Annotated in this window: 13 protein-coding genes; 10 read left to right on the top strand and 3 right to left on the bottom strand. The window is 41.4% G+C overall.

The genetic code is table 11. The annotated features are described in order from the left end of the window. Window positions 1-584 precede the first annotated feature (584 nt). The 6 genes from ACFE90_RS23445 to ACFE90_RS23420 all read left to right on the top strand — a co-directional run bounded on the left by ACFE90_RS23445 (window position 585) and on the right by ACFE90_RS23420 (window position 7,682). Window positions 585-983: a hypothetical protein gene (locus ACFE90_RS23445; RefSeq protein ID WP_375504795.1), complete on the top strand. Its 399-nt coding sequence runs from the start codon at window positions 585-587 to the stop codon at window positions 981-983. A gap of 83 nt (window positions 984-1,066) precedes the next feature. Continuing rightward, on the top strand, window positions 1,067-2,515 hold the full coding sequence (locus ACFE90_RS23440) for a hypothetical protein (protein WP_375504793.1): 1,449 nt from the start codon (window positions 1,067-1,069) through the stop codon (window positions 2,513-2,515). Window positions 2,516-2,726: 211 nt separating this feature from the next. After that, complete coding sequence (locus tag ACFE90_RS23435) at window positions 2,727-4,502, top strand: iron uptake porin (RefSeq protein WP_375504791.1); 1,776 nt, start codon at window positions 2,727-2,729, stop codon at window positions 4,500-4,502. A gap of 382 nt (window positions 4,503-4,884) precedes the next feature. Further along, window positions 4,885-5,823, top strand: a complete 939-nt coding sequence (pip, locus tag ACFE90_RS23430) for a prolyl aminopeptidase (protein ID WP_375504789.1) — start codon at window positions 4,885-4,887, stop codon at window positions 5,821-5,823. A 318-nt stretch (window positions 5,824-6,141) separates the two neighbouring features. Beyond that, a complete protein-coding gene (locus ACFE90_RS23425) occupies window positions 6,142-6,783 on the top strand; it encodes a DUF4232 domain-containing protein (protein WP_375504787.1) in 642 nt (213 codons plus the stop codon). 101 nt (window positions 6,784-6,884) lie between these two features. Beyond that, entirely contained in the window at window positions 6,885-7,682 is a 798-nt protein-coding gene (locus ACFE90_RS23420; protein ID WP_375504785.1) for a GH25 family lysozyme, read from the top strand. A 261-nt stretch (window positions 7,683-7,943) separates the two neighbouring features. Here ACFE90_RS23420 and ACFE90_RS23415 read toward each other — a convergent pair whose 3' ends face one another. Together ACFE90_RS23415 and ACFE90_RS23410 are read right to left on the bottom strand one after the other, a co-directional pair. Further along, window positions 7,944-8,393, bottom strand: coding sequence for an NUDIX hydrolase (locus ACFE90_RS23415; RefSeq protein ID WP_375504783.1), 450 nt, complete (start codon window positions 8,391-8,393; stop codon window positions 7,944-7,946). Between the two features lie 405 nt (window positions 8,394-8,798). Next, window positions 8,799-9,773, bottom strand: a complete 975-nt coding sequence (locus tag ACFE90_RS23410) for an RsmB/NOP family class I SAM-dependent RNA methyltransferase (RefSeq protein WP_375504781.1) — start codon at window positions 9,771-9,773, stop codon at window positions 8,799-8,801. A gap of 218 nt (window positions 9,774-9,991) precedes the next feature. On the opposite strand from ACFE90_RS23410, the gene ACFE90_RS23405 reads away from it, so the two are divergent. Further along, window positions 9,992-11,410 carry a DUF2157 domain-containing protein gene (locus ACFE90_RS23405; protein WP_375504779.1) on the top strand — a complete coding sequence of 473 codons (1,419 nt, stop codon included), beginning with the start codon at window positions 9,992-9,994 and terminating at the stop codon, window positions 11,408-11,410. A 154-nt stretch (window positions 11,411-11,564) separates the two neighbouring features. Continuing rightward, window positions 11,565-12,275: a GDYXXLXY domain-containing protein gene (locus ACFE90_RS23400; protein WP_375504777.1), complete on the top strand. Its 711-nt coding sequence runs from the start codon at window positions 11,565-11,567 to the stop codon at window positions 12,273-12,275. Between the two features lie 159 nt (window positions 12,276-12,434). Here the strand turns inward: ACFE90_RS23400 and ACFE90_RS23395 are convergent, their stop codons facing one another. Next, on the bottom strand, window positions 12,435-12,656 hold the full coding sequence (locus ACFE90_RS23395; protein ID WP_375504775.1) for a hypothetical protein: 222 nt from the start codon (window positions 12,654-12,656) through the stop codon (window positions 12,435-12,437). Here ACFE90_RS23395 and ACFE90_RS23390 point away from each other — a divergent pair. After that, on the top strand, window positions 12,655-14,007 hold the full coding sequence (locus ACFE90_RS23390) for a cytochrome P450 (RefSeq protein WP_375504773.1): 1,353 nt from the start codon (window positions 12,655-12,657) through the stop codon (window positions 14,005-14,007). The genes ACFE90_RS23395 and ACFE90_RS23390 overlap by 2 nt on opposite strands. 227 nt (window positions 14,008-14,234) lie before the next feature. Continuing rightward, window positions 14,235-18,422, top strand: coding sequence for a GAF domain-containing protein (locus ACFE90_RS23385; protein WP_375504771.1), 4,188 nt, complete (start codon window positions 14,235-14,237; stop codon window positions 18,420-18,422). Window positions 18,423-18,488: the final 66 nt, after the last annotated feature.

Genomic DNA, 18,488 nt, shown 5'->3' with positions numbered 1-18,488 from the left:
AAAGTCGTGTTGAGGTACTTCAAACTTTGTCGCACCGCGATCAAGTACACAGGTGCGACGCCGAATAGCCCGCCTTCTCTACGAGACGCTCCGCGAACGGCATCGCTTTCATAAATCTCCACAAACAAAGCGAGCGCTTGACTTTTAAAACAGTCGCTACAAGTATTCTTAACTGAGTAGTATTGGCAACCGTTATATATATCAAAGATATATCTCTGAATATATGGAAATTTAGCTAGTAGATAAATATATGCTTTTTACCTAAACAATTTGTATATTTTAAAATTATATTTCTAGCATATATATTTTGTGTGTAATTTATTGCACAATAAGATTAAATTTAAAAATATTTGATATTAAAGAATAAAATAGCTTTAAACAAGTTTAGTTAATTTTTTTAATTCAAATTAATAGTGTTTAAAAATATTTAACAAAGTTTGGGGGTTTAAGTTTACTGCATCTATAAGTAGCACGTTTTTTGTTGGGGTATTATACCCGTTATAAAACAAAATTGCGAATTAGAAATTGGTTTAATTTAGATGACCTTTGCTGAATCTGAGTTCTACTAAATAAGGGTTTTTGATATGGATACTTCGGAGCTTTTACGAATTTATGTATCCGCCCAAAAGAGTGTTAATAAATCCACTCTCCTTGAAGCTAAACTGGCGAATGCAACAGATCATGACATAAAACCACACGACGGAGATATTCCCTTTGTAGCAGTGTTTTTGGCTCATATTTCCTTCATCATTGTTTGGGGAACTTTCATTTTTCTTGTTTCATACATCTCCAAAGCCTTACAAGATGCGGTGCAAAAGACGGCACAAGATAAAGACGAAATAGTAAGAATAAAGCATTTAAAGCAACATCCCTGTAAAAACTGCCAATTTTTTAACAACAACCATTATTTAAAGTGTGCAGTACAGCCTTTTGCTACTCTAACCAAAGAAGCACTCAATTGCTCTGACTACAAGCCTAAATAGCTTTCTAAAGTTGTCACGAAAGCAATGCATTTATTGGTAGTTGGAACTTTTGAAACTTAATTTGAGGAACTTAAAGAGATTTTATGAAACAAAAAGAGACGATATTTGTTATTCCGACTCATCGACTGAGAGATGTAGCACAGACCATCGAAAAGTATGATGAGAATTTCTGGGCAAATGGTCATGCTTTAAAAATTATCGTATTTGATGATTCTAGTATTGCCAACCACGAGAAATATTACCCACTTTTAGAGCAGACTAAGACAGTTAATGATGTGTTTTATGTCGGCCCCCAACAGAAAGAGCAATTTATTACATTTTTAAACGAAAGACTGCGCGATAAGAAACTAGAGTCACTAGTAAAAAACTTATTTAGACCTAGTTATGGCGGAAATCGCAACTTTACACTAATGTACACCCTTGGACATTTAATGGTTAGTGCAGATGACGATATGCGACCAGATGCATTAATTGAAACTAGCCCAGAATCTTTATCAGGCGATGAAATATGTCGAGGAAAATTAATTAAGTCTAACCAACAAGGCGGCTTTGTCCATAAATCTTTTGACTTACTCACGGCTTTTAGTGATGTTCTAGGTCAAAAAGCTAGCCATGTACCAGAAAACTTCGAGGCTGGAGAATTGGTTCTTGATACAGCAATGGACTTAGAAACTAATACAACCAAGGGTTACTTTCGGGAAAACAGCCTCTTATTACAACAGGGGAGAGTATTGAATAATGCGATCGTCAAGATTGCCCAGACTTTTCGCACCGGAACTAATGATATCGATACACTTGATTTTATTCACATGTATCTCAATGATGAAAACCAAATAAGTCCAAATGACCTGAATGATTTTTATATTCTTACCAACTTTCGACCTGTTATTACTAACAAAAACTGGAGAATGGATTGTGGAGTGGCTGGATATGATAATCAGCTAGGTTTGCCACCCTTTTTTCCAACTCGCCTCAGATTTGAAGATTATATCTACAGAATTTGGATACAGCAAGAGGGGATTGTGGCTGCACACGTTGATGCTGTCCAGAACCATATTAGAAATAACTATATGCGTAATCCTCTGGCTAGTGAACTCTTTAATGAAGAAATATGTAGCCTACTGAAAAAGAAGATTAAAAGCAGTGTTTATCATCTTGATGATTTGGGAATCAAGTTTGATTACTCTGGGGAAGTCACGTTGCAAGACTCTGAGGAAATCCTGGAAAAAATCTCTGCTATTCACAGGCAGGTAGTCAAAGCCTCAATGTCTACCCAGAATGAAGAACGTAAGCAGTCACTCCAATTGTTTGCTGAGAACTTATCGAGAGTATTTTATGGGTTTGAACCCGACTTTTTTCAGCAAAACGTTTCCAGAATTATCGATGATGTGATTAGCCAATTTCACGGTTCTCTAGAAATATGGCCAACTCTAGTTGAAATCTGTTACTTTTACAAAGATAAAAAGGATTTACCACAAATCAGAGTCAAAAACAAGAAGCTAAAATCCAGAAATGGCACGAATTTGAGCTAAATCAACCCATAAACTCTTAATTTGGCAAATAAGGCATCTGATCTGCAAGACTTTACGATTCTTAATCCGTAACAATTTTGTGAGGCATATCTTGAGGCGTATTTTAAAGTTACTGCAATCTGATAAGATTTCCAACAAGTAGAATAACTCCTTGTTCTCTTTTTCTTGAAGCCAGTCATTTCGGGTCTTTTTTGGGAAAGGAAAATAAAAAATGTCTCATCTATTGTGGAAAACTCTGGTACTAAGCCCAGTAGTTTTGGGAGTGACGGTGTTGGTTTCCGCTAAGGCTATGGCTACTGAAGTACCAGCCTCTTCTGAAGGTATAAAGGCAAAAGTTGCTCAGGCAGAAGCACCAATAGCCTCTAGTGCTTCAATATTCATCCAAAGAGAGCAACCAAAACTTAATCGGCAGTTGGTTGCCCAAAAGACTGATGAAAACAAGGTTTTAGAAGAAGTTAACCGCTACACCAGTGAAGGCAAAAAGCAGAATTCACTGTCTCAAGTCACATCAGTTTCTCAGTTTTCTGATGTACAGCCGACTGACTGGGCATTCCAAGCTTTACAATCCTTAGTTGAACGCTACGGTTGTATTGCTGGATACCCAAATAGCACTTACCGTGGCAACCGGGCACTAACCCGTTATGAATTTGCCGCAGGTTTGAATGCTTGTTTAGATCGGGTTAATGAACTGATTGCCACAGCAACGGCTGATTTGGTGACAAAACAGGATTTAGCAACCCTCCAACGTTTGCAAGAAGAATTCTCGGCAGAACTAGCAACTCTGCGTGGTCGAGTAGATGCTGTAGAAGCACGGACTGCTGAACTGGAAGCAAATCAGTTTTCTACTACCACAAAATTGGTGGGTGAAGCTATTTTTGCCGTTACTGATGTGTTTGGCGGTAATACTGGCGATGCTAACAATACTGTCTTCCAAGATAGGGTACGTTTAGACTTGCAAACCAGTTTCACGGGTAAAGACCTTTTACACACCCGTCTTGCAGCTGGTAACGCAGCAGCCTTTTCAATAAGAGATAATGCTGGTCTTCCTATCGATACTACTGAAGGTACACAAACGTTTCAAGTCGGCACTACTAATAACAATAGTGTGATTATAGACTGGCTAGCGTATTACGTACCTATAGGCCCAGCCCAAGTTTACGTGGCGGCTACCGGAGGTATTCATAGCGATTATGTAGCCACTAACAACCCTTACTTTGAGGACTACGATGGTGGTAATGGGGCTTTATCTACCTTTGCTTCTGAAAGTCCCATCTATCGCATTGGTGGTGGTGCAGGTGCAGCACTGACTTTACCTTTTAGTAGCGGTGGTAGTTTTTTCAAACCAAGTTCACTGACTATAGGCTACTTAGCATCAAATGCTAATAATCCTGGCGGAAATCAAGGTTTGTTAGAGGGTAACTATGCAGCTCTTGGACAGTTGAACTTTAGTGTTGGCGATCGCGTGGCGATCGCTGCTACCTACGTTCACGGTTATCATGGTGCTGGAAGTATTGGTTTATTTGATGCAGGTAGTGGTTTGCCTGGCACTAACCGCATCGTAGGTACTAGTCAAGCTAACAGCCTAAGTGCCTTAAACGCATCTTCCAGTAATTCTTATGGTGTCTCGGCAGCCTTCAGACCCAGCGACAAACTGTCAATTAGTGGCTTTGTTTCTTACCATGATGTCACAGGCTTCGGTGCAAATGATGATTATGAAGCTTGGAGCTACGGTGTTGGGATAGCTTTACCTGACTTCGGTAAACAGGGTAACGTTTTAGGTCTTTTTGCTGGTGCAGAACCCTATTCCTTTAACCGACCAGGTTTTGCTGGTAATGATATACCTTATCACTTTGAAGGCTTTTACAAGTATCGCGTGTCAGATAACATTTCAATCACCCCTGGTGTCATCTGGTTGACCTCGCCTGGTCAAAATAGCGATAACGACGATGCCATTATCGGTACGCTAAGAACAACTTTCACCTTCTAAACGTAAAAGTCATGTCCCGCCTGGAACTTAAGTTCCAGGCGGGTGAGAAAGCCAACAGTTAATAGTTATAAGTGTTGACTGTTCAATGATTTAAGCTATTTCTAGCTTAAGTTGACATGTATCATAGCTGTGCGTCTTTAACGTAATTTAGTTTTCTAAAAGTTTTTGTGTAAGTCCTGATCCCCTAATTAAAATTAGGGAGATTTTTTTATTTTTTACTTGTTAATCAGCGTATCTGCGATTTTTTGCAGTTTTCTGTCCACCTCTTCTGAGGCGATCGCCCTCTAGGTGGAAGGCCATTAGAGGGTTGTATCATGGGTATCGGGTTTATTTGATTTATGCAAGCGATCGCGATGACAATATTACTGATAAAATATTCAAAATGCGAGAACTTTACCCAGCGATCGAGCCTTACTTAGAAGGTAGTTTACAGGTTTCTGACCTTCATACCATTCATTTTGAAGAGTCAGGGAACCCACAAGGTCAACCCATCGTTTTGCTGCATGGGGGCCCTGGTGGTGCATGTCCAGCTTTTTATCGGCAATATTTCCACCCAGAAAAATGGCGGTTAGTCATGTTTGACCAGCGCGGTTGTGGTCAAAGTACTCCTCATGCTGAATTACGAGAAAACACCACTTGGGATTTAGTCAGTGATATCGAAAAACTACGCCAACATTTAGGTATAGAAAAGTGGGTAGTCTTCGGTGGTAGTTGGGGTAGCACTTTATCATTAGCCTACAGTCAAACCCATCCCTCTCGATGCGCGGGATTAATTCTGCGTGGTATCTTCATGCTGAGGCAAAAAGAGTTGCGATGGTTCTATCAAGAGGGTGCTAGCTATATTTTCCCTGATGCTTGGGAAGAATATCTCAAACCAATTCCCGTAGATGAACGTGATGATCTAATCGCAGCATATTACAAACGCTTGACCAATCCAGATTTAGAAATTCAATTAACAGCAGCGCGTGCTTGGTCAATTTGGGAAGGTAGTACCAGTAGACTGTTCTTAGATCCAGAACTCATGCAAAAATTTGGCGAGAGTGAATTTGCTTCAGCTTTCGCTCGGATTGAATGCCATTACTTTATGAATAAGGGATTTTTTGAAACAGAAGATCAATTACTTCTAAATGTAGACCGTATCCGCCATATTCCGGCTGTAATTGTTCAAGGACGTTATGATGTAGTTTGTCCAATGATATCAGCTTGGGAATTACATGAGGCTTGGCCGGAAGCCGAATTTATAGTGGTTCCTGATGCCGGACATTCAATAAGTGAACCAGGAATTAGTAGTGCTTTGATTGAAGCAACAGATAATATTTAATTGGGTTTAATATTTAGATTTATATAGCGTTTCCCAATCATATAAAGTAGATCATAGCCCCCTCTCGAAGAGCGAGAAGGGGGTTGAGGGCAGGACAAACGCATCTAAATATTGACGAGCCTGAATAAGGGTTAAATACACCAATACTCTAACTACATAAGGCTTTGAGGAAATTAAATCTCACTTTATATGGGAATGATAATAATTTCACATTTACACTAAAGATGCTATATACACAGCAATCCTAACCCTTGTGAATTTGGAAACTTACACTGTATATAAAGCATCAGTGTAAGTAGTTCACTACAAAAAAAAGATATGCGAATTTCAATTGTGGGAAGCAGTATGTTGTTGCTCCTAATTACAGTGACAACTGGCTGTGTCGGTTCTTCGTCTGTCACAAAACAGCAGCAAGCCTTGCCAGCAAACACTGAGCAAGCAACAAAGGCAACTGTGTTGGCTTCAACACCTACACCGACTGAAAAAACTACAGACAATTCTACGCCTCAAGCCACTATTGCCACGAATCCGACGCGCTGTGAAACTAGCCAATTGTCAGTGCGTCGAGTCTCCGAAGATGCTGGCGTTGGCAATGTTGCACTCACCTACGCCTTCACCAATAACGCCTCATCCCTTTGCACCCTCAACGGTTATCCGGGATTGGCACTACTGGATGCAAAAGATCAACCTTTGCAGGGGATTAAAGTTATTCGCTCCAAGGACACTTACTTGAAAAGTAAGCAACCTCGACAACAAGTAACTCTAGCTCCTGGAAAACAAGCTTCATTTCAAATAGCATATAACCATATCAGTTCCCCACAAGAACAGTGCCCAATATCTAGTAAAATTGAGATCACACCTCCTAATGCTTACCAGCACTTTACACTGACAGAACAAATCAAGCCTTGTACAGGTAAAGTCAGAGTGACTCCAGTACGAGCCGTTAACACTCAACCCTAGTAAATTTCTGTAATTTACTCAAATATCCAGGAAAAGCATAAATTTAATCAAAGCCTCTGATAAGTTCAGTATTGTACTAATCAAAAAGGTTAAAAAGTTTTATGGAAGGAATTGATGTTTACGATCAAGACGGCAGAGTAGATTGGACGGCAGTAAAAAACTCTGGTAAAACTTTTGCATTTGTCAAAGCCACAGAAGGAGTTACTAAGAAAGATTCTGCTTTTGCTCATCACTGGCAGACCATGAAAACGGTTGGTATTATTCGGGGTGCTTATCATTTCCTTCATCCCCATACATCAGACCCGGTTGAGCAAGCGAAGGAATTCTTAAAAACGGTGGGGAAATTAGAACCAGGAGACTTACCACCAGTTTTGGATGTAGAGGTAATTGACAAAGGAGGAAATAGCCAAGAAGTAATTAATGCAGCTAAACGGTGGTTAGCAGAGGTGGAAAAAGCCCTTCTACAACAAACACAAAAACCAATTAAACCAATCATTTATACTTACCCCAATTTCTGGGAAGAAAAACTTGGCAATCCACCTGATTTTGCTAGTTATCCCTTATGGATTGCCCACTATAATGTTAAGGTTCCACATATTCCTAGTGCTTGGCAGGGGCAATACCTAATCCATCAATATGAAGGTGACATATCTGGTGTAGCTGGTGTTAGTGGTCGAGCCGATTTGAATAGATTTAATGCCTTACAACTAGAAGATTCTGGGCTGAGAGTAAAGCAATTACAACAGCAATTAAAAGATATTGGATTGTATACTGATGCCATTGATGGGCATTTTTCTGAGTCAGTTAAGGATGCAATTGTTAGTTTCCAAACATCTAAAGGATTGCAAGCTGATGGAATTGTCGGTATAAAAACTTGGGTAGCTTTATTGTGGATTTAGAAGGAACACTCAATAAATAGATCCAGAGGATCATCAAATAAATGTAAACATGGGTGATGCTTAACGTCTAATATTTACTTATTTTAAATATAGCTACTTGTTGAAAATCTCTCAAATTGCTTCCAGGGGTTTTTCAATAAGTAGCTAGGGATAAATAAATTCAAGTTTGTACTATAAACCTCGCTATGAGCGATTCATCGCTCACTACAAACTAGGATTTTGTTGTATGTTTAATTATGCATATTTAATTACTGTATGTTTCTATACTTCAGTAGAATCTCGAAATGCACAAAAGTGAGATTCGACCTGGAAAAAACCTTTAAGGATTCGTTTGAGTGAATTAAACTTAACCCGCCTGATAGCTTTAGTCACTTCTACCCACTGCCGTTTTCTTTTACTTGCTTCTGGATAATCTTCACTTAGCATCTCAACTGGTAACAAATACATCTTAACTCGGTAAATTTTGCCTCCTTTACGGTATGTGTAACTACCTAGTTCATTGGTGTCTACCTGTCCAATTATCCCTGCTTCTTCCCACGCCTCTTTGGCTGCTGAAGCGGGCGGACTCATGCCATTAGGAATATCTCCTTTCGGAATTACCCAGTGTTGAAAGTTACGGGTTGTGATTAGCAAGATTTCAATTTTGCCATTGTTCACCCTATAAGGAATCACCCCAGACTGTTTAAACACTTTGCTAACTTTTCGACTCATGTAATTTGCATCCTTTACGGTCTAGCTTTTTTGTACAATGTTTCTTTCAAAAAGTCGAGAGCTGATACTGGATAAATTTTAGTTAACTTAAGGTTATCAAAAGGTTAAAAATATTTTCTTAACCATAAAAGTTAATTATTGAAAGTTATGGATTATTGAAGTAGCACCGCACATTCATGCACCCATACCACAAGGCGGAAGTCAAAAGTCACGCATAATTGTATTTCAAGCTTTTGCGCCATTTGAAATGGTATGCTTATTTCCGCCGTGCTGTGATAGGTTTGTAACCTTATAAATATAAAATCAACTGCTATAAAAGGTGTACTCCTGATGGCTGATTGACAAATGTAGCACTATTCAAAATATTAGATATTCTGGCATGAAGTCAGAATATCTGCCATCAATTTAACTAACTTGACTTTTTATATTTTGGTAGATATACAACGAAGATATTGTATTTAAATCTACTTCTTTACCTTCATTTTCATGCTCGTTAGTATTTTTAAACAGTATTGTAAACGCACCAGCACCTAACATATCCTGAGGAAAGATCCGATAACAAGGTATCGTAGTTAAATGCGACTGATATTTGGCTAAATTACTAATTTCTATCGCCTGAAACTGGGGAAAGCGTTCCAAAAACCATTCACAAACTTGCTCATTTTCTTCGGGTGAATATGTGCAGGTCATATAAGCAAGATAGCCTTGTGCTGAAACAAGTTTAGTAGAGTTAGCTATAATACGTTTTTGCCGATTTGCGCTCTTATTAATAGCATTTGGGTGAAAACATCCGGGAGCTTTTTCACCTTTAGCAAGTAAAGATTGTCCAGTACAAGGAGCATCTACTATTACTAGATTGCTAGAGTCGGGAAATATTTCGGCAAATATACTTGAATCTCTATTAACTACTGCACTAGGGCTAATCTGGCAACGCTTCAAATTAGAAATTAGCATTCCCAGACGTTTGCCAATTACTTCATTACTAATGAGTAAGTCAGGTTGTAAAGCTTTCCAAGCGAAGATACTTTTACCTCCTGGTGCGGCACACATATCAAAAACTAAACTTACTGGCACAGGAATTGCTAACAAAGTAGTAGCTGCAAACACCGAAGAAAAATCTAAACAATAGAAATATCCTTGTTGATGCAAGGGATGCTGACCGGGTTTTTCTCCCAAGCATAAACGGTCTATAAATTGTGGTTGCCAATAGGTTGGTGTTTCCACTGGCAAAGGCGAAATATCTGGCTTTTCTTTACACCAAAGAATACTGGGTGAAAAAGGCTGAGGATTCATTAAAGCCTCAATAAATTTTTCTTGCTCATCTAAATGAGTGAACAAACGCCGCGAGACTTTAAGTAATAAATTAGAAGGTTTTTCCATGTGGATAATGAATTCTCAATTACGAATTACGTTAGCAATACCTTGAGCGTCATTACAAATTACGAATTACGAATTACGAATTAGTAAGTTGTATCAAAATCAAAATAAAACTGTTACACAAGAACAATGTAATTAAGGCTTTTGGCTTCATACTCAAAATATAATGACCGCCATTGGGAACGCAATGGCCAAGCTACCCCACTGCACCGGAGAAGGTCATGTTCTTAGATAGTTTTCCGCAAAAATTACGCAAAGAAGCACAATTATGGAGGGATGAAGGCTTAATTAGTTCTTCGCTGTATGAGCAGATAGCAGAACGTTATCAATTTAAGAACCTGGAAGCTGCTACACGCGATCGCAATAAAGCGATCGCAATCGCTATAGGCGGCATCCTTTTATGCTTAGGCATAATTACTTTTGTAGCAGGAAACTGGCAGGGAGGATCGCGAGAAGTCAAATTTATTCTGCTGATAAGTTTGTTTTTTGCGATCGCAATCACTGGTTTTTACAATTGGATAACACCTGAAGGAAAGAAGCCACAAAAAAGCAAACGCTTACTGGGAGAGGCGTTGCTCATTTTAAGCGCCTTCATTTTCGGTGCAAATTTACTGCTGATGGCCCAGATGTTCAATATTCCTGGTTCAGCTTCCCAACTGTTTCTCGCCTGGGGGTTGGGTGTTGTGGTGATGGCCTTCAGTTTGTGCTTAAGTTCTTTAGGAATTCTGTCAATTGTCCTCGTGGAAATCGGCTATTGGACAGGATTAGAAGACTTGTGGTACGCTTCAGGCGATCCAACTTGGTCGCGCCTAGTGGTGCAGCACATGCCTTTGTTGGCATGGCTAGTGTTTGTACCCTTAGCCTACTTCTGTCGATCGCGTTGGATTTTTGGTCTAGCAGCCTTTGTCTTTGCTAGTTCCTTACAAGCCAACCTTAATCCTCTACCACTGCTGAATTATGCTGATATAGCCCCTTGGGTGGCATCTTTTGCTTTTGCACTCCCACCTGCATTATTCTGGAGTTATGATGACTTGCTGTTTCCAAGCATAAATTACAGGTTGTTTCAATCTCTAGCCCGTAATTTAGCCTTGGTAAGCTTCGGCATTGTCTTTTATATCTTGTCTTTTCGTTGGGTCTGGGAATCTCCAAATTATAGTTATAATCAGCCTACGAATGTGACAAACTTATTTGAGTCTCTGCCGATTATCGATTTGGGGATTCTCAGTGGCTTGGCGGTATTGCAATGGTTGTTTCTATTGCGTCAAAGAAATAACCCTCCGCGCCGCGAAGTGATTTTCACGACTGCTGTCATTAGTACCTTTCTTGTCTTTATTACCCTAGTACCTTTTTGGCATCAAACTATCAGCCGCATTGATGAACTTGGTGTTTTTATTTTCAATGTACTTCTAGCAACATTAGCCTGGGGACTAATTCAAGAAGGATTGAAATTAAACAACAGAAGTTCCTTTTGGGGCGGTATGTTGTTAGTAACACTGCAAATTATCAGTCGCGTGCAAGAGTACGATACCGATTTACTTTTCAAGTCCCTAGTCTTTGTTTTGTGCGGTTCTGCTTTAATTAGCGCTGGACTCTGGTTTGAACGTCGCTTACCTGGTGGTAGCTCTGCAAGTAAGAAGTAGTGCAAATTTAAAATTCTGAATTCTGAATTCTGAATTCTGAAATCTACTCATCATCAAAATCTCTGTGCGTCAAAGTTTTTAAAGTTTCTCTGCGTCAGTCCTAATCTCGTTACTTTTGACCTCCTCAATCCCTCTGCTTTTTAGGACTACGCTCATGACTAATAGTTCTTCTGAATCTAAAAATAAAACCTTGTCTCCCGAAGCCGAATTTTCTAGTAAGGTAACTTTTCGGGATTACTTGATTGCTAGTGAACAAAAATCGAATAAGCCCTTACCTTTTTGGCGGTTACTAGTTCCCCTGGCGCTGCAAACAGGGCTAATTATGGCAGTACCAGCCCAAGCGCTTTATACAGACGTGACAGGTAAGACGGTGATTTTGCAAACCGTACCTGTAAATCCTAACAATGTGCTAGAAGGTAACACCTTAGACTTAGATTACAACATATCCCGCACCGCAAATTTGAGCAGATTACCTGGTTGGCAAACATTAGTCAGCAAAGGTCGTGGAAGTGGCAGAAGATTGCCTGAAGGAACCAACATCTACGTGACTTTGCAAGAGCAACTATCCTCTGGTCGCGGTGTTCCTAGAGCTTGGAGACCGTTACGAGTAAGTAGCGATCGCCCCACAACTCTAAGAGCTAATCAAGTAGCCTTAAAAGGTGTTTATCAAGATGGTTCTGTTAACTACGGTTTAGAAACATATTACATCCCAGAAAACCAACGGCAACAAATTAGGAACGATTTGCAAGCCCAACGCGCCCGTAGAGGACAAGTACCGCCCATTGTGGTAAAGGCGAAAGTTGATCCACAGGGTAAGGCAGTCCCAGTTAGTATGTGGGTGCGCGATCGCAACTATCGCTTTTAAGCTGGTAGGCCAATAAACATTGCATATTTACACGCAAAGTTTGTCTCCAAAGTTCTGAGCATCGGCTTCCGGCGCTCAGACTTCTTTTTTTGTCATTTGTAAATACAAATGACAAACGAATAGAAAGCATAGGACTTACGCAAAAACCCTCTCAAACTCTCATTCCTCCGTGTCGCGCCAGTTGCTAAAGAGCGGGAACGCTAAGAAAGAGCGTTCTTGATGGGATGAGGGAGAGGCGTATACCCCTTTCCCTTCTTTTTTAATTGGCGATCGCTTCGATTTTTGGATGCAAAGCCCAACCTGTTCAGATAGTTTTAAGCTACTATCTAGCAAGAATACAGACAAATCTTGTAGATGGCAAGGCTGGACGGTTGAATCCATGAAAATCCAAAACAGACAATCACAAAACCAAGATATTCTGACTCAAAATCAACTCCCTTTACCTCCCGGAAGCTTAGGCTTACCGTTGATTGGGGAGACAATTAGCTTTTTGCGTGACCCTGATTTTGCTACCAAACGACAACAGAAGTACGGCAACACTTTTAAAACTAATTTATTTGGCTCGCCAACTATTATGATGGTGGGAGCAGAAGCTAATCGTTATTTATTTAGCCACGAAAGCCAGAATTTTGTAATTAAATGGCCAGAGAGCGTTGCAATATTACTCGGCTCTGCTTCTTTATCAACGCAAACAGGGAGCATCCATCAAAAAAGACGCAAAATATTATCACAAGCGTTTCAACCGAGAGCTTTGGCAAGTTATCTACCAACAATGTCAGAAATTAGCGATCGCTACTTCAAAAAATGGGAAAAATTGAATCAATTCACTTGGTATCCTGAGCTTAGGCAATATACTTTTGATATAGCTTGTAAATTATTAGTAGGAACAGACGTTACTAATGATACTCATTTTATTGAAGTATTTGAAGAATGGTGTGCCGGATTATTTACTCTCCCTATTCAGTTACCTTGGACGAAATTTGGTAAAGCATTAAAATGCCGAGAAAAGTTATTAGCAAAAATTGAAGAGATTATTTTACAGCGTCAAAAACAAAGAAATAATCATCAAGATGCTTTAGGTTTATTGCTAGATTCCAGAGATGAAGATGGTAATAGTTTAAGTCTAGAAGAATTAAAAGACCAAATTCTGACTTTACTCTTTGCTGGGCATGAAACCTTAACTTCTGCACTGTCTTCTCTATGTTTGCTGTTAGCGCAAAATCCAGAAATTTTAGCAGCCGCTAAAAGAGAACAACAAATAAGTTGTGCAGGTGGACTAAAATCTGAACATCTGAAACAAATGACTTACTTAGACCAAATACTCAAAGAAGTTTTGCGAATTATTCCTCCAGTTGGTGGCGGTTTTCGTTCGGTTATCCAAACTTGTGAGTTTAGTGGGTATCGTATTCCCCAAGGTTGGTCTTTATTGTATCAGATAGGTAAAACCCATCGCGATCAGAGTATATATAAAAATCCTGAGAATTTTGAACCGCAAAGGTTTGGTATAGATAGGGCTGAGGATCAATCTAAACCTTTTGGTTACGTTCCTTTTGGGGGTGGGATAAGAGAATGTTTAGGTAAGGAATTTGCTAAATTAGAGATGAAAATATTTGCTGCTTTGCTATTGCGTGGTTATGAATGGGAACTTGTACCAGGACAAGATTTGGATTTAGTAATGATACCCACACCCCGACCCCGTGATTCTTTAAAGGTAGTTTTCCGTTCCATATAGGGGGTAAAAGACTCACGTTAAAAAAGACTCTATTTTCTAAACCTATCGAGCCAGAAGATTTGCTTTGGGTAATCACTTCGCAAAGCGCTGCGTAAGCGTTCGCGTAGCGTCTCGTAGAGAAGCTCGTCGTAGACATCGCTGGACTGGTCAACCATCCTTGAAACGGATAATATATATCATTCCCGTTGTTCTTCCAGCCTTCTACTCTCCCCCTCAGCTCAAAGTCCATGACTGAAACTTCCCTTAAACCCATTGCAACAACCACTCTTTTACCTGCAAATGAGATAGAACGCTTAGAGGCACTGCGGCAATACAATATTCTTGACACCCCAGCAGAACCTGCCTTTGATCGCATCACCTCCTTGGCTGCACGCTTATTTAATATGCCGATCGCGCTGGTTTCTTTGATCGATGAATCGAGAGGCTGGTTTAAATCTGTTTATGGTTTTGAGATGCGGGAAGTGCAGAGAGATGCAACTATTTCTAGCTTGGCGTTATTATCCGATGAAGTTTTAGTTATTCCCGACACTAGGCAAGACAATCGTCTTGTCTGTAATCCATTTGTACAAAATGAACCGGGTCTGCGGTTCTATGCAGGTGCGCCATTGCTGACCCAAGATGGCTTTAACTTAGGCACTCTTTGTTTGTTAGATACACAACCGCGTGAAGCCTTAACTGATGAGCAAAAAGCCATCCTGGTGGATCTTGCCGCAATGGTGATGGATGAACTAGAACTACGACTGGCGGCCCGTAAAATTGCTCAAATCGATGCAGCGTTACTAGAAGTGACTCAGGGTGTTTCTGTTGTAAGGGGTGAAGAATTTTTTTCTGCTTTGGTGCAACATTTGAGCAAAGTGCTGGGGGTTGATTACATTTATATTGGTTTAGTGACCGGAGATAACCAGGAAGCAATCCAGACGATCGCCGCTTGCGCTAAAGGGCAAATTATCGACAACTTTACATACCTGCTGCCTGATACCCCCTGCCAAGAAGTACTCCAGAAACGAAAATTGTGCTGCTATCCCCATCGAGTCCAAGCTTTGTTTCCCAACGTGCCTCTTTTAGAACCTCTAAAAATGGAAAGCTATGTAGCGGTTCCATTTTTTGATACAACGGGCGCGCCCTTTGGGCTACTGGGCGTGATGGATGGCAAGGCTTTGACAAATGTTCAGCTTGTAGAATCACTATTGACTATCTTTGCCCTACGCATCGCCAACGAACTGGAGCGACAGAAAACAGAAGCAACACGGCAACAAGCCCAGTATGAGTTGGAGCGTTTAGTTGAACAACGAACGGCCGAATTATCTCAAGCCAACGAATTACTCCAATTGGAAATTGCGGAGCGCCAGCTTGCCGAAGCATCCCTGGAAAAAGAACAGGAGTTACTCAGAGTGCTACTTGATAATGTGCAGGCAGGAATTGTTGCGTGTAATGCCGAGGGGGTTTTAACCCTATTTAATCGAGCAGCGCGAGAATTTCATGGCTTGCCGGAGCAAGCACTGCCACCCGATCGCTGGGCAGAGTACTATGATCTGTATTTGCCCGATGGCAAAACGCGGATGCCTAAAAACGAGATCCCGCTATTTCAAGCGTTACAGGGACAGACAGTCGAGAATGTTGAAATGGTGATTGCGCCCAAACAGAGAAGGGCAAAAACGCTGCTTGCCAGTGGACAGGCGATCGCCGATAGCCAGGGCAAAAAACACGGGGCAGTCGTCGTGATGCATGACATCACCGATGTCTACGACGAGCTTCGCTTACGCAAACTTGCCGAAGCTGAACTATTGATTTCCGATGTTGCCTTGCAGCAAATGCCCGATGCCATTTTGTTAACAGATTTGGAGGGTAAGATTCAACGCTGGCTGGGCAATGCCGAGCAAATTTTTGGCTATACTGCCGCAGAGGCGATCGGCAGACCTGTTAACTTTCTTCATTACCCGGATATTAAATCGACGATGACGGCCCAAATCATTGAGTCTATTCAGACAACAGGAGAGTTTTGTGGTGAAATTCCCTGTCTGCGAAAAGATGGTTCGCTAGTGCCGATTGAGACAACAGCCAAAACCGTCTACGACAAAACCGGAAATCCCATCTTTTTGATTGGTATCAACAGAGACATTGCCGAGCGCAAACAGGCAGAAGCGGAACACGCCCAATTGATGCGGCAGCAAATTCAAGAGCAAACTGCGCGTTTAAAAGCAGAAGCCGACCAGCAGCGATCGGCATTTCTAGCAGAAGTTAGCACAGCCCTGGCAGCTTCCCTTGACTATGAACAAACCTTGAACAGCGTTGCCAATTTAGTAGTGCCGTTCTTTGCGGATTGGTGCGCGATCGACCTGCTGCAAGAAAATCAATTCATTCATCGGGTTGCTGTTGCTCACCGCGATGCAAAGAAAGTGGAATTTGGCTGGAAAATTCATCAGCAATATCCCAGACAAATCGACGCAATGGAGGGAGTACCCAAAGTGCTGCGAACTGGGAAAATCGAAATGGCCTCTGAAATTCCAGATGCGGCATTGGTGACGGTGGCTCAAGACGCTGAACATCTGCGAATCTTGCGCGAACTGGGTTTAAGGTCTGGCATTATCTCGCCGTTGATTGCCCGTGGACAAATTTTAGGGGCAATTTCCTTTGTTACGGCTGAATCTGATCGCCGTTATGATAAAGCAGACATGGCGTTAGCAGAAGACATTGCTCATCGAGCCGCGATCGCCATTGATAATGCCCGCCTCTACCGGGAAGCACAGCAGTCTGCCGAGCGCATTACCCGGCTTCAGTCTGTAACGGCTGCTTTTTCCGAATCCCTAACTCCCCTCCAGGTGGCAGATGTGATTGTAGATCAAGGGATTGCCGCTCTGAGTGCTAACTTTGCCCTTGTTGCCTTAGTAAATGAGACTGGCACTGAACTCGAAGTCATTCGAGTCGTGGGCTGTGAACCAGAGCAAATGAACGGTTGGCAGAGGTTTTCCCTCGATGATCCAGTGCCTTTAGCAGAAGCCGTACGAACTGGGCAGCCCATTTGGGCAGAACCATCACAAACACGAGCAATTCGCTATCCACACCTAACTCAATGGTATGAGCTGCATCACTTTGATGCCTGGATTTCCATTCCCCTGATAATTGAAGGTCACGCAGTGGGAGGCATGTCCTTTGGCTTTATTGAGTTGCAACAGTTAGATGGGGAGCAGCAAGTGTTTATCTTATCGCTGGCACAACAATGTGCCCAGGCGATCGCCCGTACCCGCCTCTATGAAGCAGAACGAACAGCAAGAAGTGCAGCAGAAGCTGCCAACCGGGTCAAAGATGAATTCTTGGCAGTATTGTCCCATGAATTGCGAACACCGCTTAATCCGATTTTGGGTTGGTCTCAATTGCTTCGTGGTGGAAAATTAGATTCCGTCAAAACAGATTATGCCTTAGAAACAATTGAACGCAACGCTAAACTGCAAACCCAACTGATTGAGGATCTTTTAGATGTCTCGCGTATTTTGCAAGGTAAGCTCAACCTCAACAAGGTTCCCGTTAACCTAGCTTCGACAATTCAATCGGCACTTGAAACCGTGCAGTTAGCAGCAGAAGCTAAATCGATTCAAATTCAAACTATGCTTGATCCAGAAGTTGGGCAAGTTTTAGGAGATTGTACCCATCTTCAGCAAGTTATATGGAATCTACTTTCCAATGCGGTCAAATTCACTCCCGAAGGTGGACAAGTCAATATTGGTTTAGAGCGTGTTGGTTCGCAAGCTCAAATCCAAGTTAGCGACACTGGCAAAGGCATTCATCCAAATTTTCTACCCCATGTGTTTGAATATTTCCGTCAAGCAGACAGCACAACCACGCGTAAGTTTGGCGGATTAGGGTTAGGGTTGGCAATTGTCCGTCATCTGGTTGAACTACATGGAGGAACGGTGGAAGCAGATAGTCCAGGAGAAGGGCAAGGTGCTACATTTACAGTCAAATTGCCATTAATGAAGGCGGATCAAACAAAACAGAAAAATGAAAGCATTTCCTCGCCATCGGCTCCTGACACCGCTCCCCTTACAAATATGCGGATTTTGCTTGTTGATGACGATGCAGATACACGGGATTTGATTGCGTTCATTTTAGAGCAAAACGGTGCGATCGTTACTTCTGTCAGCAGGGCGACTGAAGCACTGCAAGTCTTTAGGCAGACAAAATTTGATTTATTGATCAGTGACATTGGAATGCCTGACATGGATGGCTATATGCTGATACAACAAATCCGAACAATGCCAACAGAGCTTGGTGGAAAAGTTAAGGCAATTGCCCTCTCGGCTTATGCTGGAGAAATTAATCAGCACTACGCACTTGCTGCCGGGTTCCAACAGCACATATCTAAACCTGTAGAGCCAGAGAAATTGATAAAAGTAATTATGACCTTTGTTGGAAAGTAGCGCGAACTCGTACCCTTCTTGAGAACCCGCAGGTAGGGCTTGCCGTTAGATATCACCTCATCTACC

Origin of the sequence: uncultured Nostoc sp., assembly GCF_964245445.1 — a bacterium.
Lineage (GTDB): Bacteria > Cyanobacteriota > Cyanobacteriia > Cyanobacteriales > Nostocaceae > Nostoc.
Note: the sequence above shows the minus strand (reverse complement) of the source record. Positions and strands in the feature narration are given on the sequence as shown.

Excerpts from the sequence above, each read along its gene's own strand:
- ACFE90_RS23445 (WP_375504795.1), top strand. The coding sequence starts at position 585 with ATGGATACTTCGGAGCTTTTACGAATTTATGTATCCGCCCAAAAGAGT.
- ACFE90_RS23440 (WP_375504793.1), top strand. The coding sequence starts at position 1,067 with ATGAAACAAAAAGAGACGATATTTGTTATTCCGACTCATCGACTGAGA.
- ACFE90_RS23435 (WP_375504791.1), top strand. The coding sequence starts at position 2,727 with ATGTCTCATCTATTGTGGAAAACTCTGGTACTAAGCCCAGTAGTTTTG.
- pip (WP_375504789.1), top strand. The coding sequence starts at position 4,885 with ATGCGAGAACTTTACCCAGCGATCGAGCCTTACTTAGAAGGTAGTTTA.
- ACFE90_RS23425 (WP_375504787.1), top strand. The coding sequence starts at position 6,142 with ATGCGAATTTCAATTGTGGGAAGCAGTATGTTGTTGCTCCTAATTACA.
- ACFE90_RS23420 (WP_375504785.1), top strand. The coding sequence starts at position 6,885 with ATGGAAGGAATTGATGTTTACGATCAAGACGGCAGAGTAGATTGGACG.
- ACFE90_RS23415 (WP_375504783.1), bottom strand. The coding sequence starts at position 8,393 with ATGAGTCGAAAAGTTAGCAAAGTGTTTAAACAGTCTGGGGTGATTCCT.
- ACFE90_RS23410 (WP_375504781.1), bottom strand. The coding sequence starts at position 9,773 with ATGGAAAAACCTTCTAATTTATTACTTAAAGTCTCGCGGCGTTTGTTC.
- ACFE90_RS23405 (WP_375504779.1), top strand. The coding sequence starts at position 9,992 with ATGTTCTTAGATAGTTTTCCGCAAAAATTACGCAAAGAAGCACAATTA.
- ACFE90_RS23400 (WP_375504777.1), top strand. The coding sequence starts at position 11,565 with ATGACTAATAGTTCTTCTGAATCTAAAAATAAAACCTTGTCTCCCGAA.
- ACFE90_RS23390 (WP_375504773.1), top strand. The coding sequence starts at position 12,655 with ATGAAAATCCAAAACAGACAATCACAAAACCAAGATATTCTGACTCAA.
- ACFE90_RS23395 (WP_375504775.1), bottom strand. The coding sequence starts at position 12,656 with ATGGATTCAACCGTCCAGCCTTGCCATCTACAAGATTTGTCTGTATTC.
- ACFE90_RS23385 (WP_375504771.1), top strand. The coding sequence starts at position 14,235 with ATGACTGAAACTTCCCTTAAACCCATTGCAACAACCACTCTTTTACCT.